Genomic DNA, 25,572 nt, shown 5'->3' on the forward strand with positions numbered 1-25,572 from the left:
TCCGATTGCGGCAAAGCTGCGATCTCGTCGGTTCCTTCGGTGTTACTACGGTGTTCCCGAAGCGAAACCATCCGCGGTTTTTGCGGGCCGTTTGCGAGTGGGATGCGCGATGACGATGCGATGGATACTAGGCGCGGTGATGTCGCTGTGGCTCGTCGCTCCGGCGCTCGCAGGCAATCTCGAGCCTGCTGCGGTGAATGACGCTGCGCGTCCTGCGAAGCCACCGGCCACCGACAAGCTGAATGCAGCCGTGGTGAAGCTTCAGGTGCTGCTCGATCGCGCGCATTATTCGCCCGGCGAGATTGACGGCAAGCTCGGCGAGAACGCGCAGAAGGCGCTCAAGGCGTTCGCGGAGCAGAACGGCATCGCATCCGACAAGGCTCTCGCACCGGAGCTCTGGGACAAGCTGACCGCGGCGAGCGAGGGCCCCGTTCTCGTCGACTACAAGATCACGGACGCCGATGTGAAAGGGCCGTTCCTGAAGGAGTTGCCGAGCAAGCTCGAGGAGATGAAATCGCTGAAGGCGCTGAGCTACACCAGTCCTCTCGAAGGGCTTGCCGAGAAATTCCACATGAGCGCGGATCTGCTGAAGGCGCTCAATCCGGGCAAGGCGTTCGACAAGGCCGGAGAGACGATCGTGGTTGCCAATGTTCCGGCGCGGCGCGAGCTGCCGCGCATTGCCCGGCTCGAAGTCGATAAGACCAACGGGACCTTGAAAGCGTTCGACGCAAGCGGCGCTCTGCTGGCGTTCTATCCGGCGTCAGTCGGCAGTCCGGATCGCCCGACGCCAACGGGAACGCTGAAGGTCACCGCCAGCCACGAGCTGCCGACCTACCGCTACAATCCCGAGTACAAGTTCAAGAGCGTCAAGTCCAAGAGACCGTTCGACATCAAGTCGGGTCCGAACAATCCTGTGGGCGCATACTGGATCGGCCTGTCGGCGCAGGGCTACGGCATCCACGGAACGGCAGAGCCCGACAAGGTCAGCAAGTCGGCGTCGCACGGCTGCGTTCGGCTCACCAATTGGGACGCGCGTGTGCTCGGCGAGAACGTGAAGCGCGGCATGCCCGTCGTCTTCCTCGATGCGCCGACGGAATCCTCATCGAAGCGGCAGGGCACGCCCGCTGCGAAGCGTGCCGCGAACTAGTCTTTCGGAAAATCCTTCCGCATCGCGATCTCCGCGGCGTCGCCGGGCGACAGCACGTTTTGATCGAAGGCGGCCTGCGGCGTCGTCATGATGTCGTAGAGCGAGATGCCCTTGATCGGCTTGCCCATGAGCTCGCGGACGCATTCGGCGAGCGTGCCGTTGTAGACGAGATAGGGCGGACCCCGATCCTTCAGCCGCTCGCCCTTCAGCGACGGCCATTTCTTCAGCTCGGCCGGCGCGTCATAGGCGATCGGCGATCCCTCTTTGAACATGCGTTTGGCCCCGGTGGCTTGATGGCCGGGAAGTCTACAGCCGCCGGGTAAACGCCCGTTAAAGAATTGGTTCAAATCAGCCGGCAATGAAGGCGAGCAGGGTGCCGTTGGCCTTGGCCGGCGGCACGCAGATCACAGCTCCGCTCCGCACCGCGGCTGGCCCCAGCGCCTTCTCGGTCGCCGCGAGGTCGCCGCTGACCAGCACCAGCGCGGCGCCACCGCGCTCTGAGAGGCCATTCAGCGACACGCCGGGATAGCGCTTGGCGAGCTGGTCCAGCGTCAAATAGACGAAGTCGGCGCGATCGCCGCCGGAAGGCACGATGACGACGCCGTCCGCGTCGGTCTTCGCCTCGCGGTCGATCAGGCGGGCGAGATGCGCGGCCTCCTTGGCGGGCTCCGGCGTTGCGATCAGCGTCTGCTTGATCCGCTTGGCCGCATTGGCGTGGGTCATCAGCTCGGGGATCCACACAGTCTCGCGGGTCTTGTGCTGGCAGGCGAAGATGCGCACGCCGCCCGGCGCTTCAGCCGTCGGCCACATGAAGGTGCGGAATTTCGCCGCCGAGATCGTGCCGTCTGGCAGCGTGACGGGGCGTTCGAAATCGGTCGGGCCGATCGGCTCCAGGCCCCGTGCACGGATCTCCTCGGCGCCGGCGGTGCTATCGACTGCGGTGAAAGCGATGCGCTCGATGCCCTCGCCATGGCGCTCGACGAAGGCGCGGGCCGGCGCATTGTGCTCGGTTGCCACGAGCACGCCGAGCAGCTCCATGTAATCGGGGTCGAACATGATGGTGTAATTGCCGGTGCCCATATGCGCGCTGTGGGTGCCGCGCGGCGAGACCGTGAAGCCGAGTTGCCGATAATTCTCGGCGGCCTTGTCGAGGTCCTTCACCATGACGACGGCGTGGTCGATACCGATGACGTTCTTGAGGGCCACTGTTGCTATTCCCCGATTGCAAGCTGATTTTGCGCCGCGCCGGCGGCTGTCGGCCATGTCTACGCCGGATGGGCCGTCAAGTCATTTTCAATTCGGCGAGAGATGCGGAATTTCATTCCGCGCGATGCATCCTCCGACGCGCTTCAGCGCGCCTGCTCGAGGTAAGCCGCGAGGACGGCGCGCTCCTCGCCGGTCATCTCGGTGATGTTGCCGGGCGGCATGGAATTGGACCAGGCTGCAACCCGCCCGATCAGGCGAATGTTGCGATGGATGTGCTCGGGCGTGTCGAGCACAATGCCCTTCGGTGCGGTGACGATGCCGGCCCAGACCGGCTCGGCCGCGTGGCACATGCTGCAGCGGGACATCACGATCTCCTCGACATTGGCGGCCGTGACCGGCGCCGACAATGCGCCCGTCTTCACCTCGCGCGGTCCGGCGGCGGAGAGGAGGAGAATCGCAATCACGCCGGCCGCGGCCACGCCCCACACCCACCAGGGCGATTTGCGCCCGGCATGACGCTCGTTGAAGAAGTGGCGGATCACCGGCCCGAGCGCCAGGACGATCGCGACGATGATCCAGTTGAAGCGCGTGGCGTAGAGCAGGGGATAGTGGTTGCTGATCATCAGCACGACGACGGGAAGCGTCAGGTAATTGTTGTGGACCGAGCGTTCCTTGCTGGCCTTGCCGAGCTTGGGGTCAGGCGCCTGTCCGGCGATCAGGCTGGCCACGATCTTCTTCTGGTTCGGGATGATCAGCGTGAAGACGTTGGCCACCATGATGGTGCCGATGATCGCGCCGATCTGGTTGAAGGCGCCGCGTCCGCTCAGCACATGGGTGAAGGCGTAAGTGAGCGCGACCAGGAACAGATAGCCGCCGATGGCGAAGGGCAGTTCGCGCTGGGCGAGCCCGGTGCGGCAGGCGGCCTCATAGAGCAGCCACGCCAGCGCCAGGCTGCAGAAGCTGAACAGTCCGGCCTGGAATGATGTGAGGTCGAGGATCGACTTGTCGATCAGGAACAGGTCGGCCTCGAGATAATACACCACCACCATCAGCGCGAAGCCGGACAGCCAGGTGGTGTAGGCCTCCCATTTGAACCAGGTCAGCTCGTCCGGCATCTGGCTGGGCGCGACCAGGTATTTCATGATCCGGTAGAAGCCGCCGCCATGGACCTGCCAGGCCTCGCCCTGCACGCCGCCCGGCAGGTCGGCCTTCGGCTTCAGGCTGAGATCGAGGGCGATGAAATAGAAGGAACTGCCGATCCAGGCGATTGCGGCCACCACGTGCAGCCAGCGCAGCAGCAGGCTCGCCCATTCTGATATGACGGATCCCCACATGATCTCCTCATCCGGCGCGATCTGGATGCCGCAGCCTCCATGACCGTAACCGGCGATCGCCGCCCTCACAATGTGTCGCACCGTTCAACCGCATTTTCCAGTATGATGGACTGCGGCTGATGCACATCGTGCGGGCATGAACTGACGTGGGATTCGGCAGGCGCCAAACTCGCCGAGAGACCTTTTGCGGGTGATCGGCGTTGACGCACGACACGCCCAAGGCGGAGGACGACGAATTGAGCGACAGGATAACGTTCGTGGCGATGCTCGCAGCGCTGCTGGCTGCTGCTGCGGCGGCCGGCGCACACGCCGAGCCCGTGTTGCAGGGCAAGGACGCCTATGGCGATTGGCGCGCCGACAAGCCCGGCACGGTCAGGCTGATCCGGCCGCAGGATCTGGTCAGGCCCGGCGCCACGCGATCGGTTGCGAGCTCGTCGCGCGTGGTGCCGCGTCCGCCGGAAGCCCAGCTCCAGGTGCCGGCCGGCTTCAAGATCGAGCTGTTCGCCGAAGGCCTGCGTGCGCCGCGCATCATCCGCGCGGCGCCGAATGGCGATGTGTTCGTCGCGGAAACACGCGCCGGCACCGTTCGGGTGCTGCGCGCGGGCGAGGGCGGCAAGGTCGCGACCAACGAGATCTTCGCCAGCAGCCTGCGGCAGCCGTTCGGCATCGCTTTCTTTCCGAACGGCGACAATCCGCAATGGGTCTATGTCGCCAACACCGACAGCGTCGTTCGCTTTCCCTACAAGGCCGGCGATGTGAAGGCGCGCGGCAAAGCGGAGACGGTTGTCGCAAGCCTGCCGGATGGGGGCCATTCCACCCGCGATATCGTCTTCACGCCCGACAACAAGCGTATGCTGGTGTCGGTGGGTTCGCTCAGCAACGTCGCCGAAGGCATGGGCACGCCGCCCGGCGGGATGGAGGCGTGGGCGAAGACGCAGCCGCTCGGCGCCACATGGGCCAGCGAGCTCGAGCGCGGCGCGGTGCTGGCCTTCAACCCTGACGGCAAGGAGCGAAAGATCCATGCCACCGGTATCCGCAACTGCGTCGGCCTCGCGATCCAGCCGCAGACCGGTCTGCCCTGGTGCTCGACCAATGAGCGCGACGGTCTCGGCGACGACCTCGTGCCCGATTACGTCACGAGCGTGAAGGAAGGCGCGTTCTACGGCTGGCCGTGGTTCTATATCGGTGGCAATGAAGACCCGCGCCATGCCGGCGCGCGGCCGGATCTCAAGGACAAGGTGACGGTGCCCGATGTGCTGATCCAGCCGCACTCGGCCTCACTCGGCATGACCTTCTACCAGGGCGCGCAGTTTCCGCCCGAATACCAGGGCGACGCCTTCGCCGCCCAGCACGGCTCCTGGAACAGGTCGAAACGCACCGGCTACAAGGTGATCCGCATCCGCATGAAGGACGGCAAGCCGACCGGCGAGTACGAGGATTTCGTGACGGGGTTCGTCGTGAACGATACGGAAGTGTGGGGCAGGCCGGTGGGAGTGGCGGTGGCGAAGGATGGATCGCTGCTGATCTCGGAAGATGGCAACGGCACGATCTGGCGGGTGACAAGCGCGCCGCGGTGACGCTGCACCCTCTCCCCTTGTGGGAGAGGGTGGCTTCGCGAACGCGAAGCCGGGTGAGGGGTATCTATCGTCACGAGCAGTCTCAGGTGTAGAGAGAACCCCTCATCCGGCGCTTTGCGCCACCTTCTCCCAGAAGGGGAGAAGGAAGAAGAGCACCTCATCCTCGCCTCACGCTCGCACCGCCATCCACCGGCAGCGTCACGCCCGTGATGAAATTCGCCTCATCGCTCGCCAGGAACAGCGCGGCGTTGGCGACGTCCCAGCCCGTACCCATCTTTCTGCGCAGCGGCACCTTGCTGTCGCGTTCGGCTTCGACTTCGGCGCGGGTCTTGTGCCATTCGCGGGCGCGGGTGTCGACGGCCATCGGCGTGTTCATCAGGCCGGGCAGGATGACGTTGGCGCGGATGCCGTATTCGGCGTTCTGGTAGGCGAGCTGTTCGGTGAAGGCGATCATCGCCGACTTCGTCGCCTTGTAGGCGACGTAAGGATAGGTGGTGATCGCGGCCATCGACGAGATGTTGATGATGGCGCCGCTTCTCTGCGCGCGCATGATCGGGATCACTTCCTTCGCGGCGAGGATGCAGCTCTTCAGATTGATGGCGACGACGCGATCGAATGCCTCCTCGGTCAATTGCAGCAGCTCGGCATCGCCACCGGCGAGGCTGACGCCGACATTGTTGTGCAGCACGTCGATACGTTCCCAGCGCGATTGCGCGTCCGCAACCATCGCCTTGATATCCGCAGCCTTGGTCACGTCCGCCTTGAAGGCCGCCGCCGTGCCGCCTTTCGCGGTGATCATCGTGACCGTCTCCTGCGCCGATTCCAGATGGTGGTCGACACACAAGACCTTGGCGCCCTCGCGCGCGAAGGTGAGCGCGGTGGCGCGGCCGTTGCCCATGCCTTCGCCGGGGCTTTGCCCGGCTCCGACGACGATCGCGACCATGTCCTTCAAGCGCATCTCGGTTCACTCCCGTCCTTGTCATTATTTTCGTGCAGACTAGCAATCGCGCTCCTGGGAGAGAAGAGCTCGCTTTCCGCGTTCATGTCATTGACATCGCACGGAATTGCATGTGGCGGCCGGTCCATCGCGCATGGCTGGCCGTTGCGGTCCAGGAACCGTTCCGGCCTCGCAGCGTTTGTCGCGGAGCCTTTCCCGCGCTAGGCTCAGTCCCGGGGCTTCCCAACCACCAGTGGCTTGCCGATGAATCTGCTCGATCCGCAAGGGCCCGTGGCTGCGGCCAATAGAACTATTTTGGTCGATTCGGTCTTCATCATGCTCGTGATCGTGGTGCCGACCATTTTCGCGATTCTGGCTTTTGCGTTCTGGTTTCGCGCCTCGAATCCGAGGGCGCGCTACCAGCCGGAGTTCGTCTATTCCGGCCGCGTCGAGATGGTGGTGTGGTCGATTCCGGCGCTCACCGTGATCCTGCTCGGCGGCGTCGCCTGGATCGGCTCGCACCAGCTCGATCCCGCCGCGCCCGTGCCGGGCACCGGCAGCCCAGTGCGGATCCAGGCGGTCTCGCTCGACTGGAAATGGCTGTTCATCTATCCGGACCAGCGCATCGCCACCGTCAACACGCTGACGGTGCCGGCCGGCGCCGAGCTGAATTTCCAGCTGACGTCATCGAGCGTGATGAACACGTTCTTCATCCCGCAGCTCGGCAGCATGATCTACACCATGAACGGCATGGTGACGAAGCTGAACCTGCGCGCCGACAACGAAGGCAAGCTTCAGGGTCTGTCCGCGCATTTCTCCGGCGACGGTTTCCCGGACATGATGTTCGACGTCAACGTGATCTCGCCGCTCGCCTTCCCGGACTGGGTGGCGAACACGGCTAAGACGGACGCGGTGCTGAACGAGGACAGCTACAAGAAGCTGATGCAGCAGGGCATTGAGAAGGGCAGGCCGGTCTACCGCCTCGACGATCCGCGCCTGTTCGATTTGATCGCGACCCAGCATATTCCGCCGGGGCCCGGGCCGGCCCTCGCGTCCGAAGCAGGCCGGTCGCACAGTGGAGGCCATGATGCTCGGTAAGCTCGATTGGACGGCCATCCCGCTCGACCAGCCGATTCCGCTCGTGGCCGGCGCGGTGGTGCTGGTCGCGATCCTCGGCGTGCTGGGCTGGGTCGTGGTGAAGGGACATCTGCCCTATCTCTGGCGCGAATGGATCACCAGCGTCGACCACAAGCGCATCGGTGTCATGTACATCCTGCTCGCCTCGGTCATGCTGCTGCGCGGCGGCAGCGACGCCATCATGATGCGGATCCAGCAGGCTGTGGCGTATCAGTCGCAGGGCTATCTGCCGCCGGAGCACTACAACCAGATCTTCTCCGCGCACGGCACCATCATGATCTTCTTCGTGGCGATGCCGTTCGTGATCGGGCTGATGAACCTCATCGTACCGCTCCAGCTCGGCGTGCGCGACGTCGCCTTCCCGACGCTCAATTCGGTCGGCTTCTGGCTGACGGCGACCGGCGCGCTCTTGGTCAATATCTCGCTCGTGGTCGGCGAATTCGCGCGCACCGGCTGGCTCGCCTTTCCGCCGCTGTCGGAACTGTCCTATTCGCCCGGCGTCGGCGTCGACTATTACGCCTGGTCGCTGCAGATCTCCGGCGTCGGCACGCTGGTGGCCGGCATCAATCTCGTCACCACCGTGCTGAAGCTGCGCACCAAGGGCATGAACTACCTGCGCATGCCGATGTTCTGCTGGACCACGCTGGCCTCGAACCTCCTCATCGTCGCGGCGTTCCCGATCCTTACCGCGACGCTGGCGATGCTGCTGCTCGACCGCTATCTCGGCTTCCACTTCTTCACCAACGAGGCCGGCGGCAACGTCATGATGTTCATGAACCTGATCTGGGCCTGGGGCCATCCCGAGGTCTACATCCTGGTGCTGCCCGCCTTCGGCATCTTCTCCGAGGTGGTCTCGACCTTCTCCGGCAAGGCGCTATTCGGCTACCGCTCCATGGTGCTCGCGACCATGGCGATCTGTGTCGTCTCCTTCATGGTCTGGCTGCACCACTTCTTCACGATGGGCGCAGGTCCCAACGTCAATGCCATCTTCGGCATCGCCAGCATGATCATTGCGATACCGACCGGCGTGAAGATCTACAATTGGCTGTTCACGATGTATGGCGGCCGCATCCGTTTTGCGACACCAATGTTGTGGTCGGTCGGCTTCATGGTGACGTTTCTCATCGGCGGACTGACCGGCGTGCTGCTCGCGGTGCCGCCAGCCGACTTCATCCTCCACAACAGCATGTTCCTGGTGGCGCACTTCCACAACGTGATCATCGGCGGCGTGCTGTTCGGCGTTTTTGCCGGCTTCGAGTACTGGTTCCCGAAGGCGTTCGGCTTCCGTCTCGACGAACGCTGGGGCAAGGCCGCGTTCTGGTTCACCTTCATCGGTTTCTTCATAACCTTCATGCCGCTCTACATTGCCGGCATGCTCGGCATGACCCGGCGCATGCAGCACTACGACGTCGCGGCCTGGCGGCCCTGGATGATCGTTGCGGCGGTCGGCGTGGCGGTGCTGACGATCGGGGTGATCTGTCAGATCGTGCAGCTCGTCGTCAGCATCCGCAATCGCGAGGCGTTGCGCGACCGCACCGGCGATCCCTGGGACGGGCGCTCGCTGGAATGGGCAACCTCGTCGCCGCCGCCGGTGTTCAATTTCGCGTTCAACCCCGATGTGCGCGGCGAGGACGCCTATTGGGATATGAAGGCGCGCGCGAAGCAGCAATCGCTCGCGCATGAGACGCCGGATTATCAGGACATCGAGATGCCCCGGAATTCCCCGACCGGATTCGTCTGTGCCTTCTTCGCCACCATCATGGGATTCGCGCTGATCTGGCACATCTGGTGGATGGTGATCCTGGGCGGCTTGGGCGCTTGGGCGACCTTCGTCGTGTTCGCCTGGCGCGACCATGACGAATACGTCATCCCGGCCGAGGAGGTCGCCCGCATCGACCGCAGCAACATCGAGGAACGGCGCAACCTCGTCAGCATGGCGGGAGCAGTCTGATGGCGATGACCGCGACCGCAGGCCACGCGCACGCCGATCCCCATCATATCGGCCTCGTCATCGAGCATCCCGGCCCCGCGCCGAAGCGGATCGTGACCGCCTACGGCTTCTGGATCTTCCTGCTCTCCGACATCGTGATGTTCTCCTGCTTCTTCGCGGCCTATGCGGTGCTGTCAGGCCAGACCGCCGGCGGCCCCAAGGGCGCGGAGATCTTCGAGCAGAGGAACGTGGCGATCGAGACGGTCTGCCTGCTGTTGTCGAGCTTCACCTGCGGCATGGCCAGCATCGCCGCCGACGTGCGCAACCGGTTCTGGTTTTATCTTAGCATGACCGTGACCTGCGTGCTCGGGCTGATATTCCTCGTTCTCGAGTTTCGCGAATTTGCCGACCTCATCGCGCGCGGCTATGGCCCGTCACGCAGTGCGTTCCTGACCGCGTTCTTCTCGCTGGTCGGCTGCCATGGCCTTCACGTCTCCGCCGGCGTGCTGTGGCTTCTCACCATGATGGCCCAGGTGTTCGCCAAGGGCTTTCGCGCAGACATCTTGCGCCGGATGACGTGCTTTGCGCTGTTCTGGCACGCGCTCGACATCGTCTGGGTCGCAGTGTTCTCCGTCGTTTACCTGCTCGGGAGCGCGCCATGAGTGAGCAGACGCATGGGATGGTCAAACGCGACCTCGCGCCGGGCGAGGAAGAAGAGCATAGCGTCGGCGCAAGGATCCTCGGTTACGTCGTCGGGCTCGTGCTCGCGCTGCTGCTCACGGCGACGTCGTTCTTCATCGCTGGCACGGACCTGGTCTGGCAGCCCTCGATTCCCGTCGCGCTGATCGTGCTCGCGATCGCACAGATGGGCGTGCATCTGGTGTTCTTCCTGCACATCACTACCGGCCCCGACAACACCAACAACGTGCTGGCGCTCGCCTTCGGGCTGCTGGTGGTGTTCCTGGTGGTCGGCGGCACGGTCTGGATCATGGCGAATCTCAACGCCAACATGCCGCCGATGGACCAGATCATGCGGATGCAGTGACAGCCGCGCAAAAAGAGAGAGCCGCTTGCTAGTGACAAGCGGCCCAAGTCTAGGGAGGAAACGCCCAAGCAAAGACAATCGGCCGGAGCCGGATTGCTGCCAAGGAAACGCTCGCGCAAGGGCGCTTGCGTTGGCATACAAATGCAGCAACCGCCGACGAAGTTCAATTCCGGATCAATACGGTCTCGGATTACCACTCACGGATGCGTGAGGGAGCTTGCTCACCTTGGCCGGCGGCAATTGTAGGCCTTGCGGAAGCCGGCCGCCTGGGCGTCGTCCTCCGAGCAGAACCAGCGATCCGGTGTCGTGGTCGCGGGATAGCTCGGACATCCGCGCAGATGGTAGATGCCGATATTGCCGGTGACGCGGGCGCGCACCGCGAGCTTGCCCTTGATGCTGCAGTTGGGGGGCATGGTCAGCTCCTCCGGAAACAGCACGGCGCGGATTTCCTTGTCGCGGTCCGGGCGGCAGGCGGTGCCCAGCAGCGCGCCGTCCTTCTTGCCGCTGCGGAAATCTTGCGGTGCAACAAAACAGCCCTTCCAGATCCCCGCCGCCGTCGTCTTGGCCTCGGTGGCTGCCGGCTTGACGTTGGCCTTCATCGGCTCGCGTGCGAGGGCAAAGCCGAGCTTGATCAGCTGCTCGTTCAGGCTGGCCTTGTCGCCTTCGGCCGTGCAGATGGCGCGGTGCCGCTTGCCAAAGCTCTTCTCGGGCCCGACATCGTCGCAGCGCACCGTTCGTTTGTTGATGAGCTTCGCGAGCTGGTCGCGGGCCTCGATGCCGCAGGTCCAGGCATCGGCTTTATTGTCGATGCAGACCTGGTCGAGCTCCGGCGCGTCGACGCCGTCGAGCCGGTAGGTGACGTCGCCGAGCTGGACCGAGTTGCCGTCACGGGCCGTCGCGGCGCCGGTCAGCGCGGAAACTGGTCCGGACGAGGCCAGAAATCCGGACCAGGCGAGAAACGAAACGAGCGCAAAAGCGCGGGTGGCGGCAACGAATTTCTGGAAGGACATACGGTCTCGCTTATCGATGGCTCGTGCGCCCCGTTCCTAGCATCCGGATGTGGCGAGACCAATGGTCTGCGCCTCGCGAAGTGCGACATTCCGGCCCCGCCGCTTTACTCCGCCGGCGCTCTGCCCGTATCGTTTCGCCGGCCTCGCTGACCGCGCAAGGCCGAATCGCCCGGTAAGCGGCGAGGGGGAGGACAAGGTTGCGATGAAAGACCCGGTGGATGTCCTGATCATCGGCGCCGGCGCTTCGGGCGCGGCGGTGGCGTGGTCGCTGGCCGAGACCAAGATGCATATCCTCTGCCTGGAGCAGGGCGGCTGGATGAACCCCGCGGAATATCCCAGCACGGGCCGCGACTGGGAGGCCAAGTTCTACGGCGAATGGTCGTCGAGCCCCAACGTTCGCGGCCGGCCCGAGGACTACCCGATCAACGACGACAACTCTCCGATCAAGGTCGTGAACTACAACGCGGTCGGCGGCTCGACCGTGATGTACACCGCGCACTGGCCGCGGCTGCATCCCTCCGATTTCAAGGTGAAGACGCTCGACGGCGTCGCCGACGACTGGCCGATCGACTACGAGGCATTGACTCCGTTCTTCGAAGAGAACGACCGCATGATGGGCACGTCGGGCCTGTCAGGCGATCCGCTGTCGCCGCTGACGCATCCGCCGATGCCGCAGCAGCCGATGGGCCTGTCCGGCGCCATCATCGGCAAGGCCATGAACAAGCTCGGCTGGCACTGGTGGCCGTCGGACACCACGGTCGCGACGATGGACTATGAGGGCCGGGCGCGCTGCATCAATCTCGGCCATTGCACGCCGGCCTGCGCGCAAGGGGCAAAATCCTCTACCGACATCACCTATTGGCCGCATGCGATCCGCGCCGGCGTCGAGCTGCGCACGCATTGCCGGGTGCGGGAGATCATCACCGACGAGAACGGCATGGCCTCGGGCGTGGTCTATTACGACAAGGACGGCATCGAGCAGTTTCAGCCCGCGCATGTCGTCGTCATCGCCTGCAACGGCGTCGGCACGCCGCGGCTGCTGCTCAACTCGGCATCGGGCCGCTTCCCCAACGGGCTCGCCAATTCGTCGGGCCTCGTCGGCAAGAACCTGATGTTCCACCCCTATGCGCAGATCTACGGCTATGTGAAGGAGCCGACCGACTCGAACCGCGCGCCGCCGACCTGCCTGTGGAGCAAGCAATGGTACGACACCGACCTGTCGCGCGGCTTCGTGCGCGGCTATGGCGTGCAGTTCGTGCGCGGGGCCGGGCCGGTGTTCGAGGCCGTAGTCAGCGAGCAGAAGGGCATCTTGCCGTGGGGCGAGGATCACCACCGCGTGTTCCGCAAGCTGAACGGCCACCGGCTTGGTTTCTCCGCAATCTGCGAGGATTTGCCGGAGGAGCACAATCGTGTCACGCTCGATCCGGTGCTGAAGGACAGTCACGGCATTCCCGCGCCGAAGGTCGACTACACCATCAGCGAGAACAGCCGGAAGATGATGGAGCACGCGCTGGCGCGCGGCCGCGAGTTCCTCGAGACTGCCGGCGCGAGCGACATCTGCGTCAACTCGCCGATTCCCTGGGGCGGCTGGCACCTGCTCGGCACCGCGCGCATGGGCACCGACCCAGAGCGCTCCGTCGTCAACGAATGGGGCCGCTCGCACGACGTGAAGAACCTCTTCATCGTCGACGGCAGCATCTTCGTCACCTCGGGCGGCGTGAACCCGACCTCCACCATCCAGGCCCTCGCGCTCTACATCGCCGACCAGATGAAGCAGCGCCTCGCCAATTTGTTCGATTGAGGCTGTAATGTCCGCAGACAACCAACTGACACGCAGGCAGCGCGACGATCTCCGCGCTATCGCCGCGATGATCATCCCGGCCAGTGACGAGTACAAGGTGCCGGGCGCCGATGATCCCGCGATCCAGGCCGACATGCTGGCAACGCTCGGTCGCGATACCAAATTGGTCGCGGCGGCGCTGGATCACCTGGCGCGGCTCGCCGGGGGCCCGCTTGCCGAGCTCGATGCCGCCAGACGCGATGCGGTGGTGCATGAGTTTCGGAAGAGCGGCGGCGCCGCCGCCGCAACGCTCGTCCGTGTCGTGCTGCAATGCTATTACCGCGACGACCGCGTGCTGGGCTCGCTGGGGCTCGAGCTGCGCGCGCCATTCCCCAAGGGCCATGTGCTCCCAGAGGGGGACTGGTCGCTGCTCGATCCGGTCAAGGCGAGAGGTGGCTCGCTGAGGCGCCCGCCCTAGCCATCTGGGCAGTCCGGCCCTGCGCTCCAGGCGGGCCACTTGCGCCTCCGGGAGCAGGCCACCATCTGTGTGAGCCTTCGAGGACTCTTGCCATGTTGGACTTCACCTCAGATATCGCCGATGACGCACCGTCATCGCGGACGACGGCGCCTGGCCCGGCCGATGACCGGGCGCTGCTGGACGCCTATTCCAATGCTGTGATCGACGTCACCGATCGCGTCGGCCCTGCGGTCGTGCGCGTCGAGACCGGCCCCAAGGTGCCGAACGGTCGCGAGCGCGGCGGGCTCGGCTCTGGCATCGTGATCTCGCCGGATGGGCTCGTGCTCACCAACAGCCATGTCGTCGGCACGTCGAAGGAGATCCGGCTGCGCGACGTCGAAGGCCATGTCGGCGACGCCCAGGTGCTCGGCGCCGATCCCGACACGGATCTGGCGCTCCTGCGTGCCAATGGCGTGCGGCACTTGCCCTATGCCGCGCTCGGCAATTCCAAGAGCCTGCGGCGCGGCCAGCTCGTGATCGCGATCGGCAATCCGCTCGGCTTCGAATCGACCGTGACGGCCGGCGTGGTCTCGGCGCTCGGCCGCTCGATCCGCTCGGTGAGCGGGCGCACCATCGAGGACGTGATCCAGACCGATGCCGCCCTCAATCCCGGCAATTCCGGCGGGCCGCTGGTGTCGTCGCATGCCGAGGTGATCGGCATCAACACCGCGATCATCAATGGCGCGTAAGGAATCTGTTTTGCGGTCGCCAGCAACACCGCGCAATTCGTGCTGTCGGAGATCATCCGCCACGGCTATGTCCGCCGCGCCTATATCGGTGTCGCCGGGCAGACCGCGCCGGTCCCGCGGCGGCACGCGGTGCTGGCCGGCGTCGAGAACAAGATGGGCGCGCTTCTGATGCAGATCGAGCCGGATGGACCAGCGGCGAAGGCAGGCCTGTTGCCCGGCGACGTCGTGATCAGGCTCGACGGCGTCGAGATCAACGGCGTCGACGATCTGATCCGCGTGCTCGACCGCGACCGGATCGGCCGCCGGCTACCCATGGACGTGCTGCGCCTCGGTCGCCTCCGGGCGATCGATATCGACCCGATCGAGCGCAAGCCGGCGCGCTGAACCGGGCGATGACAGCGAGTGTGTGGCTGACGCGGAGAGGGGCTGGCGCCTAGCCTCTACTCCGCCGCGGCGGCAAAGCGGCTGTTCTCCAGCTCCGCTTCCAGCCGCGCCGTCTCGGCCGCCGCCAGCCTGATGTTGGCCTCCTTGACGTAGCCGAAGCCGCGGATGGTCTCCGGCACGCGCGCAAGCCTTGCCAGCAGCGGGATTTGATCCGGCTTCAGCCCTGTGATCCGCTGGTCGATCATCGCCAGATAATCCGCGATTAGCTTGCGCTCGGTCCGGCGCTCCTCGGTGCGGCCGAACGGATCGAACGCGGTGCCGCGCAGGAATTTCAGCCTGGCGAGCACGCGGAAGGCGTGGGTCATCCAGCTGCCGAACTCCTGCTTCTGCAGATGTCCGGTTGCCTTGTCGCGCTTGGCGAAGATCGGCGGTGCGAGGTGATACTTCAGCGTGAAGTCGCCGTCGAACTTCTCCGAGACTTTCTTGGCGAAGCTGCCGTCGGTGTAGAGCCGGGCGACTTCATATTCGTCCTTGTAGGACATCAGCTTGAACAGGTTCTTTGCGATCGCTTCGGTGAGCTCGGTTGACCCCGCCGAAGCCGTGCTCTCCGCCTTGCGCACCTTGGCGACGGCTGCGAGGTAGCGGTCGGCATAGGCCTTGTCCTGATAGAAGGTCAGGAATTCGGCGCGCGTCGCGATGATATCGTCGAGCGATTTCGCAGGCGCGGACGCTCTTGCCTTGAACTGGAGCACGCTGCGCACGCGCGACATGTCGTGGGCAGCGAGCCGGCCCCAGGTGAAGGCGAGCTTGTTCATCTCGATCGCGGCGCCGTTGATCTCGATGGCGCGAAGCAGGGCTTCGAGCGACAGCGGGATCGCGCCCTTCTGGAACGCAAAGCCGAGCATGAAGGGGTTGGTCGCGATGGAATCGCCCATCAGTGCCGCGGCAATGCCTGTCGCGTCGATGATATCGAGGTTGTTGTCGCCGATAGCGTCGCGGAGCACGGTCTGCATCGCGCCCATCTCGAAATCGAGATCGGGGTTTTGCACGAAGCTCGCGGTCGGCTGCAGATCAGCGTTGATGTAGGCCTTGGTCACGCCGCGCTCGGCGCGGCTCAGCGCCGTCGGGCCCGCGGAGACGATCATGTCGCAGCCGAGGATGACATCGGCGCCGCCGGTGGTGATGCGGACGGCGGAGATGTCCTCCGGCTTTGGGGCGATGCGGACATGGCTCATCACCGCGCCGTTCTTCTGCGACAGGCCGGTGAAGTCGAGCGCCGAGCAGCCGCGGCCGTCGATATGGGCAGCCATGCCGAGCAGGGCACCGATGGTGATGACGCCGGTGCCGCCGATGCCGGTGACGAGGATGTTGTAGGGCCCGTCCAGCTCACGCGCCGGCGGCAGCGGCAGATCCGCGAACAGCTGGCCGGAATCCACAGCCGAGGTCTTCATCCGCTTCAGCGAGCCGCCATGGACGGTGACGAAGCTCGGGCAAAAGCCCTCGACGCAGGAAAAGTCCTTGTTGCAGTTCGACTGGTCGATCTGGCGCTTGCGGCCGAATTCGGTCTCCAGCGGCTGCACCGAGACGCAGTTCGAGGCCTGCGAGCAATCGCCGCAACCTTCGCAAACGAGCTCGTTGATGAAGGCGCGCTTGGCGGGATCGGGATAGAGCCCGCGCTTACGGCGGCGGCGCTTCTCGGCGGCGCAGGTCTGGTCGTAGATGATGACCGTTAGGCCCTTGATATCGCGCAGCTCGCGCTGCACGGCATCGAGCTCGCGGCGGTGGTGGATGGTCGCGCCTTGCGGGAAGTATCCGCCTTGCGGATACTTTGTGGGATCGTCGGAGACGATCGCAAGCCGCTTGACGCCTTCGGCCCAGACTTGATGGGCGATCTGCGCGACGTTGAAGGCGCCTTCGGCGGGCTGGCCGCCGGTCATCGCCACGGCGTCGTTGTAGAGGATCTTGTAAGTGATGTTGATGCCGGCGGCGGAGGCGGCGCGAAGGGCGAGCAGGCCGGAATGCGTGTAGGTGCCGTCGCCGAGATTCTGGAAGATATGATTCTCGGTGGTGAAGGGCGACTGGCCGATCCAGTTTACGCCCTCGGCGCCCATATGCGAGATCAAATCCGTGCGGCGGGTCGGCATGCTCAGCGCCATGCCGTGGCAGCCGATGCCGGCCATGGCGCGGCTGCCCTCGGGCACCCGCGTCGAGGTGTTGTGCGGGCAGCCCGAGCAGAAGAACGGCGTGCGCGCGAGCTTGATCGGCGTGCTGGTCGTCACCGGGTTGTCGAAGGCCTCGAGCCGCGCGAGGCGCTGCTCCAGCACCGGGCTGTGATGGCCGAGCTTGCGCAAGCGCGCCACCAGCGCGCTGGCGACGATGGTCGGCGTCAGCTCGCCCTCGCTCGGCAACAGCGGTGCGCCGCGCTCATCGCGCTTGCCCGTAACGGTCGGACGCTTTGAGGCATCGACGTTGTAGAGGATGCGCATCAGCTGGTCTTCGATGAAGCCGCGCTTCTCCTCGACCACCAGCACGTCCTGAAGACCTTCAGCGAAACGTTTCGCGCCGCTTTCCTCCAGCGGCCAGGTCAAGGCAACCTTGTAGATGCGAAGGCCCAGGTCCTGCGCGTCCTTGTCGGTGATGCCGAGATCAACGAGCGCCTGGCGCAGGTCGAGATAGGCTTTTCCAGTCGCGACGATGCCGAGCCGCGCAGGCTTGGAATCTAGCACCATGCGGTCGAGCTGGTTGGCGCGGGCGAAGGCCTGCACCGCGGCCATCTTGGGGCCGAACAGGCGCTTCTCAGCCTCGAGCGGCGGATCGGGCCAGCGGATGTTGAGGCCGCCGGGCGGCATCTCGAAATCGTCGGGCACCACGATCTGGATGCGTTCAGGGTCGCTATAGATCGACGCGGAGCTCTCCACGGTCTCGCTGATCGCCTTGAAGCCGACCCAGCAGCCCGAGAAGCGCGACAGTGCAAAACCGTAGAGGCCGAGGTCGAGATAGTCCTGGAGCGTGGCAGGATTGATCACGGGAATCAGCGCCGCCGCGAACACCTGCTCGCTCTGATGCGCCAGCGTCGAGGACTGGCAGCCGTGGTCGTCGCCAGCGAGCGCCAGCACGCCGCCGTTGCGCGAGGTGCCGGCGGCATTGGCGTGCTTGAGCGCATCGACCGAGCGGTCGACGCCCGGGCCCTTGCCGTACCAGATTCCGAACACGCCATCGACCTTGGCTCCGGGAAACAGGCCGAGCTGTTGGCTGCCCCAGACCGCGGTCGCCGCCAGATCCTCGTTGAGGCCGGGCACGAAGGCGATGTCGTGGTGCTGAAGGTGCGCCTTCGCCCGCCACAACGCATGGTCGTACATACCGAGCGGAGAGCCACGATAGCCCGAGATGAAGCCGCCGGTGTTGAGGCCCTGAAGCCGGTCGCGTTCGCGCTGCAACATGGGCAGGCGGACCAGGGCCTGCGTGCCGGACAGGAAGATCCGCTTCGATTCGAGCCGGTATTTGTCGTCCAGCTCGACCTGCAACAGCGTCATTCGGAAGTCCTCGTCTTTCGTTCGGCGGGAGGTTTGCGCTGCGGGAGGAATCGCGGCTGCGCGATGCGAATTGTGACAGTCAAAAGGATGGGCCAGCGAAGTCAATATCGCTGGCCGCATCCGTGGCGCTCCTGCTAGTCATGGCTTGCACGCGGAGAGCGCCATGACTGCAAACGCATTCGACACCGAGATCACGGAGACGGCCGAGGCCCTGATCGGGCCGTGGCGTCAGCCACGCCAGATGCTGCAGGCGCAGACCTATGACGCGCACGCCTCGATCCATGACGACGCCACCGCGCAGAAGCTCGGCTTCAAGGGCGGCACGATCGAGGGCCCGACGCATTTCAGCCAGTTCGCTCCGCTCGGCGAGCGGCTGTGGGGGCAGGCTTGGTTCGAGATAGGCTGCCTTTCAGCACATTACCGCAGCGTCTGCTATGAGGGCGAAGAGGTGCAGGCGATCCTGGCGAAGCCATTGCCCGGCACCCGCCAGTGCCAGATCCAGATGGTCAAGCGCGACGGCACTGAGGTGCTGCGCGGCACGGCATCAGTCGGCGATTTGCCGGTTGCAACGGCGCTCGAGGCGCGCCTTGGCGAGCTCAAGCCGCTCACTGATCCCGTGATCTTGCGCGATGTGAAGGTGGCGCAGACCAGCAAGCGGCAGTCGGTGCGCATGGCGTTCGACCAGAACATGGGCGACCTCTATCCGTTCTCGCTGAGGCAGAAGCTCGCCGTCATCACCGAAAGCTCGCCGTACTATTCGGGCGCGGGTAATCCGTGGGGCAAGCCCATCATCCCGATGGAGATGCTGAGCGTGCTGTTCCAGTACCGCTCCAAGGACGATCCGCTGCCGGCCAAGGGCCCGGCCGTCGGCCTGTTCGCCGACCAGGAGATCCGCCTGCTGAAGGGTCCGCTCCTCGAGGGCGAGGAATACGAGGTCGAGCGCGAAGTCGTCGCGCTCTCCGGCAGCCGCCGCACCGAAAGCGCCTGGGTCAAGACGCGCGTGTTCGACAAGGCGGGCACGATGGTCGCAACCATGCTGCTGAACATCGCGGCGCTGAAGGAGTCTTACGCCCCGTATGAGGAAGAGCATCGGCAGTTGTATGGGGCGGGGCGGTAGCCTCTGCTCGTCATTCCGGGGCGCGCGTAGCGCGAACCCGGAATCCATTTCACCTCGCGTACCGCGGCCCGATGGATTCCGGGCTCGACGCTGGCGCGTCGCCCCGGAATGACGGAGGAAGCCGCTTATCTCTTAGGCAAATGCACGGCGCGAAGCCGTCGCACAGGGAATAAGCAGACGCCGATCGCCGGCGTAACCTTCTGACCAGACGACAAATTCCCTCGCTACCCGCGCTCAACCGCAATTGTACACAATGGCACGGCGCTTGCAGAACTCCCGCTCAGGAGAGTTCTCGCGGGGCCGTCATGTTGAACTCAGCCAAGCCGACAAGGGGCGTCGTCAGCGCCGAGCCTGAGCCGATCACGCTCGACTGGCCCGCCACCGCACTCCTCATCATCGACATGCAGCGCGACTTCATGGAGCCCGGCGGTTTCGGCGAGACGCTGGGCAACGACGTCAGCCAGCTCGCGCGCGCGGTGAAGCCGATCGGCGCGGTGCTGACGGCCGCGCGCGACACCGGCATGCTGGTCATCCACACGCGGGAGGGGCATCTGCCCGATCTCTCCGATGCGCCGCCGGCCAAGGTCGAGCGCGGCGCGCCGAGCCTTCGCATCGGCGATCCCGGTCCGATGGGCCGCATCCTCATTCGCGGCGAGGCCGGCCACGACATCATTCCCGAGCTCTATCCGCTCGACAGCGAAATCGTCATCGACAAGCCCGGCAAGGGGGCGTTCTACGCGACCGAGCTCGGCGAGGTCTTGGAGAAATACGGCATCGAGAATTTGCTCGTGTGCGGCGTCACCACCGAAGTGTGCGTCAACACCACGGTGCGCGAGGCCAACGACCGCGGCTATCGCTGCGTCGTCATCGCCGACGGCTGCGCGTCCTACTTCCCCGAGTTTCACGAGATGGGCCTGAAGATGATCAAGGCCCAGGGCGGCATCTTCGGTTGGGTCGCGGATTCAGCCGCAGTTCTGGAGGCAATGAAGGTTTCGACCACATAGGGGTATATCATGAGGACATTGACGGGGGCGGCCGGCAGTTCTGATCTGAACAAGTCCGACTTCAAGCCGGCGCTATGGACATCGGGCGACTGGAACGCGTTGTTCGGCTTCGGCACCAACATCCTCGTCAACATGCTGGTGCTCACGGGCCTGTTGCGCTTCGTGCTGAAGATGCCCGATAGCCTCGTGTTCGGCCGCATCCTGCCCGCGCTGGGGCTGATGATGTGTCTCTCCACTTTCTACTACGCCTATCTCGCCTACCGCCTCGCCCAGAAGACCGGCCGCAACGACGTCTGCGCGCTGCCGTCGGGCGTCAGCGTGCCGCACATGTTCATCGTGACCTTCGTGATCATGCTGCCGATCACGCTCAAGACCGGCGATCCGCTCAAGGGGTGGTCGGCGGGCCTCGTCTGGGTATTCTTCCAGAGCTTCATCCTGATGATCGGCGGCTTCATCGCGCCGTTCATCCGCAAGATCACGCCGCGCGCGGCGCTGCTCGGCACGCTCGCAGGGGTCTCCGTCACCTTCATCTCGATGCGGCCAGCGTTAGAGATGTACATGACGCCGCAGATCGGTCTCGTCTGCTTCGCCATCATCCTGGTGAGCTGGTTCGGCGGCGTGAAGTATTGGCGCGGCATTCCCGCGGGCCTCGTCGCAATCGCAGCCGGCATGATCATCGCCTGGGGCTCGAACCTGTTCGGGCTCGGCCTCGGCGGCCTGAGCATCGCGGGCGTCGGTGCGGCCTTCGCCAATTTCGGCTTCTCGGTGCCGATCCCGGCGTTTGGCTACGTCTTCTCCGGCTTCGAATTCCTCGGCATCATCCTGGTCACGGCCATTCCGTTCGGCATCTACGACCTCGTCGAGGCCATGGACAATGTCGAGAGCGCGGAAGCGGCCGGCGACGACTATCCGACCACGCGCGTGCTCACCGCCGACGGCGTCGTCAGCCTGATCGGCTGCCTGATGGGCAATCCTTTCATCAACGCGGTCTATATCGGCCATCCCGGCTGGAAGGCGATGGGCGGCCGAATCGGCTATTCGGCTGCGACCGGCATCATGGTGGTGGTGCTGTCCTGGTTCGGCATCATCTCGGTGCTGCTGGCGCTGGTGCCCGTGGTCGCGATCTCTCCGATCCTGCTCTACATCGGCATGCTGATCGGCGCGCAGGCGTTCCAGACCACACCGGTCAAGCACGCGCCTGCGATCGTGCTGGCACTGACCCCGCACCTTGCCGCCTGGGCCAAGCTCCAGATCGATACGATGCTGGCCTCCACCATGACTGCGGCAGCAACCGTCGGCGGGATGGCGGCCGACAAGGCCGACGCGGTCAAGACCGCAGCGGTGGCGGCGCTGCCGCAGCAGGGCGTGTTCTATCACGGCCTCGAAGTCATGGGCGGCGGCTCCATCCTCGGCGGCCTCATCCTCGGCGCTATCGGTGTCTTCATCATCGAGCGCGATTTCGAGAAGGCCTCCGCCTTTGCGCTGGTCGGGGCGATCCTGACCTATTTCGGCTTCATGCATGGCGAGGCCGTCGGCATCGGAGGCGGCTTTGGCGTGACCCCCGCGGTCGCGCTGGCCTACGCCGTGATGGCCGCCGGCCTGTTCGCGGCCAGCAAGCTCGGCGCCAGCGAACACTATGCCGCGCATCCGGAGATGTCGGCCGCACCGGCGGAGTAGGCCCGGCTTCATTGTTGCGGAACGGCCGGGCGGATGGTCCGGCCGTTGCTGTTTCAGGGCCGCACCGCCGGCGTTTCCATCGGCAGGCCGCGCGCGCGCGACATCAGATAGAGCTCGAGCGCGACCAGCTCGGGCGAGCCGTAATCATAGGCCTGGGCGCGGACACCGCTCATGCAGCTGCGCAGCCGTCGCTCCAGCGAGCCCAGCGACTGCCATTCCAGTCGATACAGCGGATAGCCGGTCGGCTGTCCTTGCGTGATCGGAGCGCCCGCGAGGCGCTTGTCGAAATTGTCGTCATGGCAGTTGGTGCAGGCAAGGTTGAGCTGGCCTTCGCGCTGCATGAAGAGGTCGCGGCCCTGGTCGACAAACGGCTTGAGTTGCGGATCGTCGCCGGCCGTGATCGGATTGCCACGCGACTGGTGGGCGACGAAGGCGGACAATGCGAGCAGGTCGCGGGTCTCGTAAGGTAGCGGCGTCGCCTGCTGATGATTGGCCCGGCAGAGATTGATGCGCTGGTCGAGCGTGACGGGACGGCCGAGGGCCTTGTCGAAGGCAGGATAACGCGCCGCGACGCCCTTCATGCTCGTGCGCGCATCGCCATGACAATCGGCGCATGCCCTGTCGGCGCTGCCGGTCTTCTTCTTCCACAGCTGCTCGCCGTCGAGCACGAACAGCATGCCGGGATTGGCGGTGTCGTCGTCCTGCATCGCCCGGGTGTCCGGGCCCATGAAGGCATAGCCGGAGCGGCGCGCATCGGGCGGGATCTCTGCGGCGAGCAGGGCTGGGCCTGTGACGAGGAATATCGCCGCCGCTATCGCGCGCCAAACAATCATTCGACCGTGATCGATGCCGATGCGGTGGACGAATAGCCGTTGTCGCCGATCCACTCGAACTCGAACTCGCCGCTCTCCTTGGCCACCGTGAAGAACGATAAATATGGGTTCGCCGCGATCGCCGGAAACAGGTCGGCGCGAAAGACCTCGGCCCCGTTGTAGCGGCAGATGAAGCTCGTGATGATGTCGCGCGGCACGAGCTTGCCGTCCGCGGTGTGGCGGAATCCTGTTTCCATGATGTGCGAGGTCAGCGTGCGGATCTCGATGATCTCGCCGCGTTTGGCTTTCGAGGGAACGTTGATGAGGGCGGCCATCAGTTCATCTCCTCGGTGCAGGCCGCCAGCGTCACGACGACATCGGCGGCAACCTGCCAGAACGTGTCGTCGGACAGGCGCGCGATCGCGACCACCTTCTGGGTGTCGGCGAGCCGGATCCGGGTCGAGACCTGGGCGCGGCCGGAGGAAGGACCAAGATAGAAATTGCCGATGTTCGGCTGCGGGTTCTTCTCGTTGAAGACGTGGATGCTCTTGACGTGGTCGTCCGCCGTCATCGGGCTTGCAACGCTGACCGTCATCGGCACCGTATTGCCGTTCTCGACCAGCGGCGGAATGTCGAGCCTGATCCTGCCGCTGCGAAGCTGGGCTTCGCCGACGAGGTTACGGATCGCAGCGTTGAGCATCGCCGGCGTCGCTTGAAGCGGCCGCAGCGTCACGATCGGGACCGTGCCGGCGACTGTCACGCCTCCGGCGAGGTTCAAGAATTGTCGTCGCGTGGTTGGCATGAAACCTAGTCCCGAAGCGTTGCAAGAAAAGCCACGATGTCCTCGATCTCCGCAGCCGACAGGATCGGCTTGCCGGCGAAGTTGCGTCCGACGCGGACGAGGCCGTCGTTGCGGTAATAGGACGGCATGATGGTGTCCGGATTGAAGCGCGAGGCATCGACCAGTCGAAGCCGCAACTGGCTCGCGGACCACCGGTTCCCGGCACCGGCAAGATCAGGCGCGAGGTCGCCCTGGAACCGCGTTTCCGGAAATGGGCCGGAATGGCAGAGGATGCAGGTCGTCGTGCGTGCGAGCACCAGCGCGCGCCCACGCGTGGCATCGCTGGGTGAGCCGGTGAGCGAGGCGGGAATGCCGTCGCCGACGATTGTGTAGGGCACGAGCTCGTCCGCGTGCGCAGCGCGGCCGAGGGCAAGGCCGATGACGATGAATGCGGCAGTCACAAAAGTCGAGGACGATAACCGATGCCGCCGCCAGCTCCACTTACCTCTCCCGCTTGCGGGAGAGGTCGGCGCGAAGCGCCGGGAGAGGGCTCTCTCCTCTTGGGGGTTCTCGCCAGTGGAGACACCCTCTCCCCAACCCTCCCCCGCAGGCGGGGGAGGGGGCGCACTGTGGTCGTGGCGGCGGGCTCGTTCCATCATTGCCTAGCCAAAGGTGTCCGCCGTGATGGTTTCAAACCAGCGCTCGGCCTCGTCCGCCTCGCGGGCGCGCAATTCGCTCGGCGCGTCGACCGGGCTGGTGGCGCCGCCCTCGACCTCGGCGAAGATGTCGCCCCTGGGCTCGTAATTGCCGGCCAGCGAAAAGCCGTAACCGGGCGCGACGACGTTGTAGCAGACGCCTGTGAGCCGCGGCGTCTCCGGCGCGCGGCCCGCGAGCAGATTGACGATCGCGCTGGCGCAAGCCTTGCCTTGCGCGCTCGCAGCGGATGCTGATTTGGGAATGCCCCCGCCGAGGCAGGCATCGCCGATGACGTGGACGTTCGAAACGAGTTTCGACTCGAACGTGACGGGATCGATCGGGCACCAGCCCGTCGCGTCCGCAGCGCCCGCGATGGCGGCGATGCGCCCCGCGCGCTGCGGCGGGATGACGTTGGCGACGTCAGGGGTGTAGTTGCCGAACTCCGTGACGATGGTTCGCATCGTCGGATCGACCGAGGTGACGCGGCCGCCTTGCGACAGTGCGACGCGCTCGATCATGTCGCCATAGAGCTCCTTCCACGCTTTCTCGAACAGCCGCTGCTGAGAGAACGCGTCCTTGGCATCGAGGATCAGAACTTTCGACCGCGGCTTTCTCGACTTCAGGTAATGCGCGATCAGGCTCGCGCGCTCGTAGGGCGCTGGCGGGCACCGGGAAGGATTGGCCGGGATTGCAATGGCGATCGTGCCGCCGTCCGCCATCGCTTCCAATTGCCGGCGCAGCAAAAGCGTTTGCGCGCCGGCCTTCCAGCCGTGCGGCATCGTCTCCGGCGCGGCACCGTCGTAGCCGGGCAGGGCTTCGAGATGGAAGTCGATGCCGGGCGAGAGCACGAGGCGGTCATAGCCGAACGTGGTGCCATCCCCCGTCGTCACACGACGCGTTTGCGTGTCGATGCCCGCCGCAGCCTGGATGACGATGCTGATGCCCCCGGCGGCAAGCTTGTCATAGCCGAACTGCTGCGCCTCGATCTCGCGCAGGCCCGCGATCACCTCGTTGCTGAATGGACAGGAGATGTAGGTCTGGTTCGGCTCGATCAGGGTGACCTGCAATTTAGCATCGGCGCGCGCGAGCGCGCGGGCGCAAGCCGCGCCGCCGAAGCCGCCGCCGACCACGACGACGCGGCCCGCCGATTGCGCGCGCAGGATCGAAGGGGCGGCGAGCGATGTAGCCGCGACGGCGATGCCGAGGACGGCATTCCGCCGCGTCACCGGCGCATTCATGAGACCTGTCCGGAAAATGCT

General features: G+C 65.1%; 22 protein-coding genes and 1 pseudogene. 12 read left to right on the forward strand and 11 right to left on the reverse strand.

Annotation, left to right across the window (positions count from 1 at the left end; genetic code table 11):
• The first annotated feature begins 115 nt into the window (after positions 1 to 115).
• On the forward strand, positions 116 to 1,147 hold the full coding sequence (locus I6F12_RS02685) for a L,D-transpeptidase family protein (RefSeq protein ID WP_225155737.1): 1,032 nt from the start codon (positions 116 to 118) through the stop codon (positions 1,145 to 1,147).
• On the opposite strand, the gene I6F12_RS02690 is transcribed toward I6F12_RS02685, so the two are convergent.
• From I6F12_RS02690 to I6F12_RS02700, 3 genes are all read right to left on the reverse strand, one after another.
• The gene (locus I6F12_RS02690; protein WP_225155444.1) at positions 1,144 to 1,419 is read right to left on the reverse strand and encodes a hypothetical protein; all 276 of its coding nucleotides are present in this window, start codon (positions 1,417 to 1,419) and stop codon (positions 1,144 to 1,146) included. The genes I6F12_RS02685 and I6F12_RS02690 overlap by 4 nt on opposite strands.
• Positions 1,420 to 1,495: 76 nt before the next feature.
• On the reverse strand, positions 1,496 to 2,353 hold the full coding sequence (locus tag I6F12_RS02695) for a VOC family protein (RefSeq protein WP_225155445.1): 858 nt from the start codon (positions 2,351 to 2,353) through the stop codon (positions 1,496 to 1,498).
• A gap of 143 nt (positions 2,354 to 2,496) precedes the next feature.
• A complete protein-coding gene (locus tag I6F12_RS02700; RefSeq protein ID WP_225155738.1) occupies positions 2,497 to 3,687 on the reverse strand; it encodes a urate hydroxylase PuuD in 1,191 nt (396 codons plus the stop codon).
• A gap of 236 nt (positions 3,688 to 3,923) precedes the next feature.
• Here I6F12_RS02700 and I6F12_RS02705 point away from each other — a divergent pair, with 236 nt between their 5' ends.
• Positions 3,924 to 5,264 (forward strand): sorbosone dehydrogenase family protein, encoded by a 1,341-nt coding sequence (locus I6F12_RS02705; protein ID WP_225155739.1) that lies wholly within the window; start codon positions 3,924 to 3,926, stop codon positions 5,262 to 5,264.
• A 157-nt stretch (positions 5,265 to 5,421) separates the two neighbouring features.
• On the opposite strand, the gene I6F12_RS02710 is transcribed toward I6F12_RS02705, so the two are convergent.
• On the reverse strand, positions 5,422 to 6,222 hold the full coding sequence (locus I6F12_RS02710) for an SDR family NAD(P)-dependent oxidoreductase (RefSeq protein WP_225155446.1): 801 nt from the start codon (positions 6,220 to 6,222) through the stop codon (positions 5,422 to 5,424).
• A gap of 243 nt (positions 6,223 to 6,465) precedes the next feature.
• Here I6F12_RS02710 and I6F12_RS02715 point away from each other — a divergent pair, with 243 nt between their 5' ends.
• From I6F12_RS02715 to cyoD, 4 genes are read left to right on the forward strand one after another with little or no spacing between them, the layout of a single operon-like run.
• The gene (locus I6F12_RS02715; RefSeq protein ID WP_036026020.1) at positions 6,466 to 7,299 is read left to right on the forward strand and encodes a ubiquinol oxidase subunit II; all 834 of its coding nucleotides are present in this window, start codon (positions 6,466 to 6,468) and stop codon (positions 7,297 to 7,299) included.
• Positions 7,289 to 9,289, forward strand: a complete 2,001-nt coding sequence (gene cyoB, locus I6F12_RS02720) for a cytochrome o ubiquinol oxidase subunit I (protein WP_225155740.1) — start codon at positions 7,289 to 7,291, stop codon at positions 9,287 to 9,289. The genes I6F12_RS02715 and cyoB overlap by 11 nt, the downstream gene beginning before the upstream one ends.
• Entirely contained in the window at positions 9,289 to 9,930 is a 642-nt protein-coding gene (locus I6F12_RS02725; RefSeq protein WP_036026017.1) for a cytochrome (ubi)quinol oxidase subunit III, read from the forward strand. Before cyoB ends, I6F12_RS02725 begins: the two co-directional genes overlap by 1 nt.
• On the forward strand, positions 9,927 to 10,313 hold the full coding sequence (cyoD, locus tag I6F12_RS02730; protein ID WP_036026014.1) for a cytochrome o ubiquinol oxidase subunit IV: 387 nt from the start codon (positions 9,927 to 9,929) through the stop codon (positions 10,311 to 10,313). Before I6F12_RS02725 ends, cyoD begins: the two co-directional genes overlap by 4 nt.
• 221 nt (positions 10,314 to 10,534) lie before the next feature.
• Here the strand turns inward: cyoD and I6F12_RS02735 are convergent, their stop codons facing one another.
• Positions 10,535 to 11,323 (reverse strand): thermonuclease family protein, encoded by a 789-nt coding sequence (locus I6F12_RS02735; protein WP_036004291.1) that lies wholly within the window; start codon positions 11,321 to 11,323, stop codon positions 10,535 to 10,537.
• A gap of 202 nt (positions 11,324 to 11,525) precedes the next feature.
• On the opposite strand from I6F12_RS02735, the gene I6F12_RS02740 reads away from it, so the two are divergent.
• The 3 genes and pseudogenes from I6F12_RS02740 (at position 11,526) to I6F12_RS02750 (ending at position 14,693) form a co-directional block, all read left to right on the forward strand.
• A complete protein-coding gene (locus tag I6F12_RS02740; protein WP_225155447.1) occupies positions 11,526 to 13,124 on the forward strand; it encodes a GMC family oxidoreductase in 1,599 nt (532 codons plus the stop codon).
• A 7-nt stretch (positions 13,125 to 13,131) separates the two neighbouring features.
• Complete coding sequence (locus I6F12_RS02745) at positions 13,132 to 13,581, forward strand: gluconate 2-dehydrogenase subunit 3 family protein (protein ID WP_225155448.1); 450 nt, start codon at positions 13,132 to 13,134, stop codon at positions 13,579 to 13,581.
• 92 nt (positions 13,582 to 13,673) lie between these two features.
• Positions 13,674 to 14,693: pseudogene (locus I6F12_RS02750) on the forward strand (trypsin-like peptidase domain-containing protein).
• Positions 14,694 to 14,749: 56 nt separating this feature from the next.
• Here I6F12_RS02750 and I6F12_RS02755 read toward each other — a convergent pair.
• On the reverse strand, positions 14,750 to 18,226 hold the full coding sequence (locus I6F12_RS02755) for an indolepyruvate ferredoxin oxidoreductase family protein (RefSeq protein ID WP_225155449.1): 3,477 nt from the start codon (positions 18,224 to 18,226) through the stop codon (positions 14,750 to 14,752).
• Between the two features lie 163 nt (positions 18,227 to 18,389).
• On the opposite strand from I6F12_RS02755, the gene I6F12_RS02760 reads away from it, so the two are divergent.
• The 3 genes from I6F12_RS02760 (at position 18,390) to I6F12_RS02770 (ending at position 22,024) form a co-directional block, all read left to right on the forward strand.
• Positions 18,390 to 19,343 carry a hypothetical protein gene (locus I6F12_RS02760; RefSeq protein ID WP_225155450.1) on the forward strand — a complete coding sequence of 318 codons (954 nt, stop codon included), beginning with the start codon at positions 18,390 to 18,392 and terminating at the stop codon, positions 19,341 to 19,343.
• A 305-nt stretch (positions 19,344 to 19,648) separates the two neighbouring features.
• Positions 19,649 to 20,347, forward strand: coding sequence for an isochorismatase family cysteine hydrolase (locus I6F12_RS02765; protein ID WP_225139651.1), 699 nt, complete (start codon positions 19,649 to 19,651; stop codon positions 20,345 to 20,347).
• A gap of 9 nt (positions 20,348 to 20,356) precedes the next feature.
• Entirely contained in the window at positions 20,357 to 22,024 is a 1,668-nt protein-coding gene (locus I6F12_RS02770; RefSeq protein WP_225155451.1) for a regulator, read from the forward strand.
• Positions 22,025 to 22,077: 53 nt separating this feature from the next.
• Here the strand turns inward: I6F12_RS02770 and soxA are convergent, their stop codons facing one another.
• The 5 genes from soxA to I6F12_RS02795 all read right to left on the reverse strand — a co-directional run bounded on the left by soxA (position 22,078) and on the right by I6F12_RS02795 (position 25,551).
• Positions 22,078 to 22,857: a sulfur oxidation c-type cytochrome SoxA gene (gene soxA / locus I6F12_RS02775; protein WP_225155452.1), complete on the reverse strand. Its 780-nt coding sequence runs from the start codon at positions 22,855 to 22,857 to the stop codon at positions 22,078 to 22,080.
• Positions 22,854 to 23,171, reverse strand: a complete 318-nt coding sequence (gene soxZ / locus I6F12_RS02780; protein WP_225155453.1) for a thiosulfate oxidation carrier complex protein SoxZ — start codon at positions 23,169 to 23,171, stop codon at positions 22,854 to 22,856. The genes soxA and soxZ overlap by 4 nt, the downstream gene beginning before the upstream one ends.
• Positions 23,171 to 23,638 carry a SoxY-related AACIE arm protein gene (locus tag I6F12_RS02785; protein WP_036037871.1) on the reverse strand — a complete coding sequence of 156 codons (468 nt, stop codon included), beginning with the start codon at positions 23,636 to 23,638 and terminating at the stop codon, positions 23,171 to 23,173. Before I6F12_RS02785 ends, soxZ begins: the two co-directional genes overlap by 1 nt.
• Positions 23,639 to 23,643: 5 nt before the next feature.
• Positions 23,644 to 24,078 carry a sulfur oxidation c-type cytochrome SoxX gene (gene soxX / locus I6F12_RS02790; protein ID WP_225155454.1) on the reverse strand — a complete coding sequence of 145 codons (435 nt, stop codon included), beginning with the start codon at positions 24,076 to 24,078 and terminating at the stop codon, positions 23,644 to 23,646.
• Positions 24,079 to 24,279: 201 nt separating this feature from the next.
• Positions 24,280 to 25,551, reverse strand: a complete 1,272-nt coding sequence (locus I6F12_RS02795; protein WP_225155455.1) for an NAD(P)/FAD-dependent oxidoreductase — start codon at positions 25,549 to 25,551, stop codon at positions 24,280 to 24,282.
• Between the last annotated feature and the right edge of the window lie 21 nt (positions 25,552 to 25,572).

The sequence above is a fragment of the Bradyrhizobium sp. IC4059 genome (assembly GCF_020193615.1).
Lineage (GTDB): Bacteria > Pseudomonadota > Alphaproteobacteria > Rhizobiales > Xanthobacteraceae > Bradyrhizobium > Bradyrhizobium yuanmingense.

Excerpts from the sequence above, each read along its gene's own strand:
- I6F12_RS02685 (WP_225155737.1), top strand. The coding sequence starts at position 116 with ATGCGATGGATACTAGGCGCGGTGATGTCGCTGTGGCTCGTCGCTCCG.
- I6F12_RS02690 (WP_225155444.1), bottom strand. The coding sequence starts at position 1,419 with ATGTTCAAAGAGGGATCGCCGATCGCCTATGACGCGCCGGCCGAGCTG.
- I6F12_RS02700 (WP_225155738.1), bottom strand. The coding sequence starts at position 3,687 with ATGTGGGGATCCGTCATATCAGAATGGGCGAGCCTGCTGCTGCGCTGG.
- I6F12_RS02710 (WP_225155446.1), bottom strand. The coding sequence starts at position 6,222 with ATGCGCTTGAAGGACATGGTCGCGATCGTCGTCGGAGCCGGGCAAAGC.
- I6F12_RS02715 (WP_036026020.1), top strand. The coding sequence starts at position 6,466 with ATGAATCTGCTCGATCCGCAAGGGCCCGTGGCTGCGGCCAATAGAACT.
- cyoB (WP_225155740.1), top strand. The coding sequence starts at position 7,289 with ATGCTCGGTAAGCTCGATTGGACGGCCATCCCGCTCGACCAGCCGATT.
- I6F12_RS02725 (WP_036026017.1), top strand. The coding sequence starts at position 9,289 with ATGGCGATGACCGCGACCGCAGGCCACGCGCACGCCGATCCCCATCAT.
- cyoD (WP_036026014.1), top strand. The coding sequence starts at position 9,927 with ATGAGTGAGCAGACGCATGGGATGGTCAAACGCGACCTCGCGCCGGGC.
- I6F12_RS02735 (WP_036004291.1), bottom strand. The coding sequence starts at position 11,323 with ATGTCCTTCCAGAAATTCGTTGCCGCCACCCGCGCTTTTGCGCTCGTT.
- I6F12_RS02740 (WP_225155447.1), top strand. The coding sequence starts at position 11,526 with ATGAAAGACCCGGTGGATGTCCTGATCATCGGCGCCGGCGCTTCGGGC.
- I6F12_RS02745 (WP_225155448.1), top strand. The coding sequence starts at position 13,132 with ATGTCCGCAGACAACCAACTGACACGCAGGCAGCGCGACGATCTCCGC.
- I6F12_RS02755 (WP_225155449.1), bottom strand. The coding sequence starts at position 18,226 with ATGACGCTGTTGCAGGTCGAGCTGGACGACAAATACCGGCTCGAATCG.
- I6F12_RS02760 (WP_225155450.1), top strand. The coding sequence starts at position 18,390 with ATGACTGCAAACGCATTCGACACCGAGATCACGGAGACGGCCGAGGCC.
- I6F12_RS02765 (WP_225139651.1), top strand. The coding sequence starts at position 19,649 with ATGTTGAACTCAGCCAAGCCGACAAGGGGCGTCGTCAGCGCCGAGCCT.
- I6F12_RS02770 (WP_225155451.1), top strand. The coding sequence starts at position 20,357 with ATGAGGACATTGACGGGGGCGGCCGGCAGTTCTGATCTGAACAAGTCC.
- soxA (WP_225155452.1), bottom strand. The coding sequence starts at position 22,857 with ATGATTGTTTGGCGCGCGATAGCGGCGGCGATATTCCTCGTCACAGGC.
- soxZ (WP_225155453.1), bottom strand. The coding sequence starts at position 23,171 with ATGGCCGCCCTCATCAACGTTCCCTCGAAAGCCAAACGCGGCGAGATC.
- I6F12_RS02785 (WP_036037871.1), bottom strand. The coding sequence starts at position 23,638 with ATGCCAACCACGCGACGACAATTCTTGAACCTCGCCGGAGGCGTGACA.
- I6F12_RS02795 (WP_225155455.1), bottom strand. The coding sequence starts at position 25,551 with ATGAATGCGCCGGTGACGCGGCGGAATGCCGTCCTCGGCATCGCCGTC.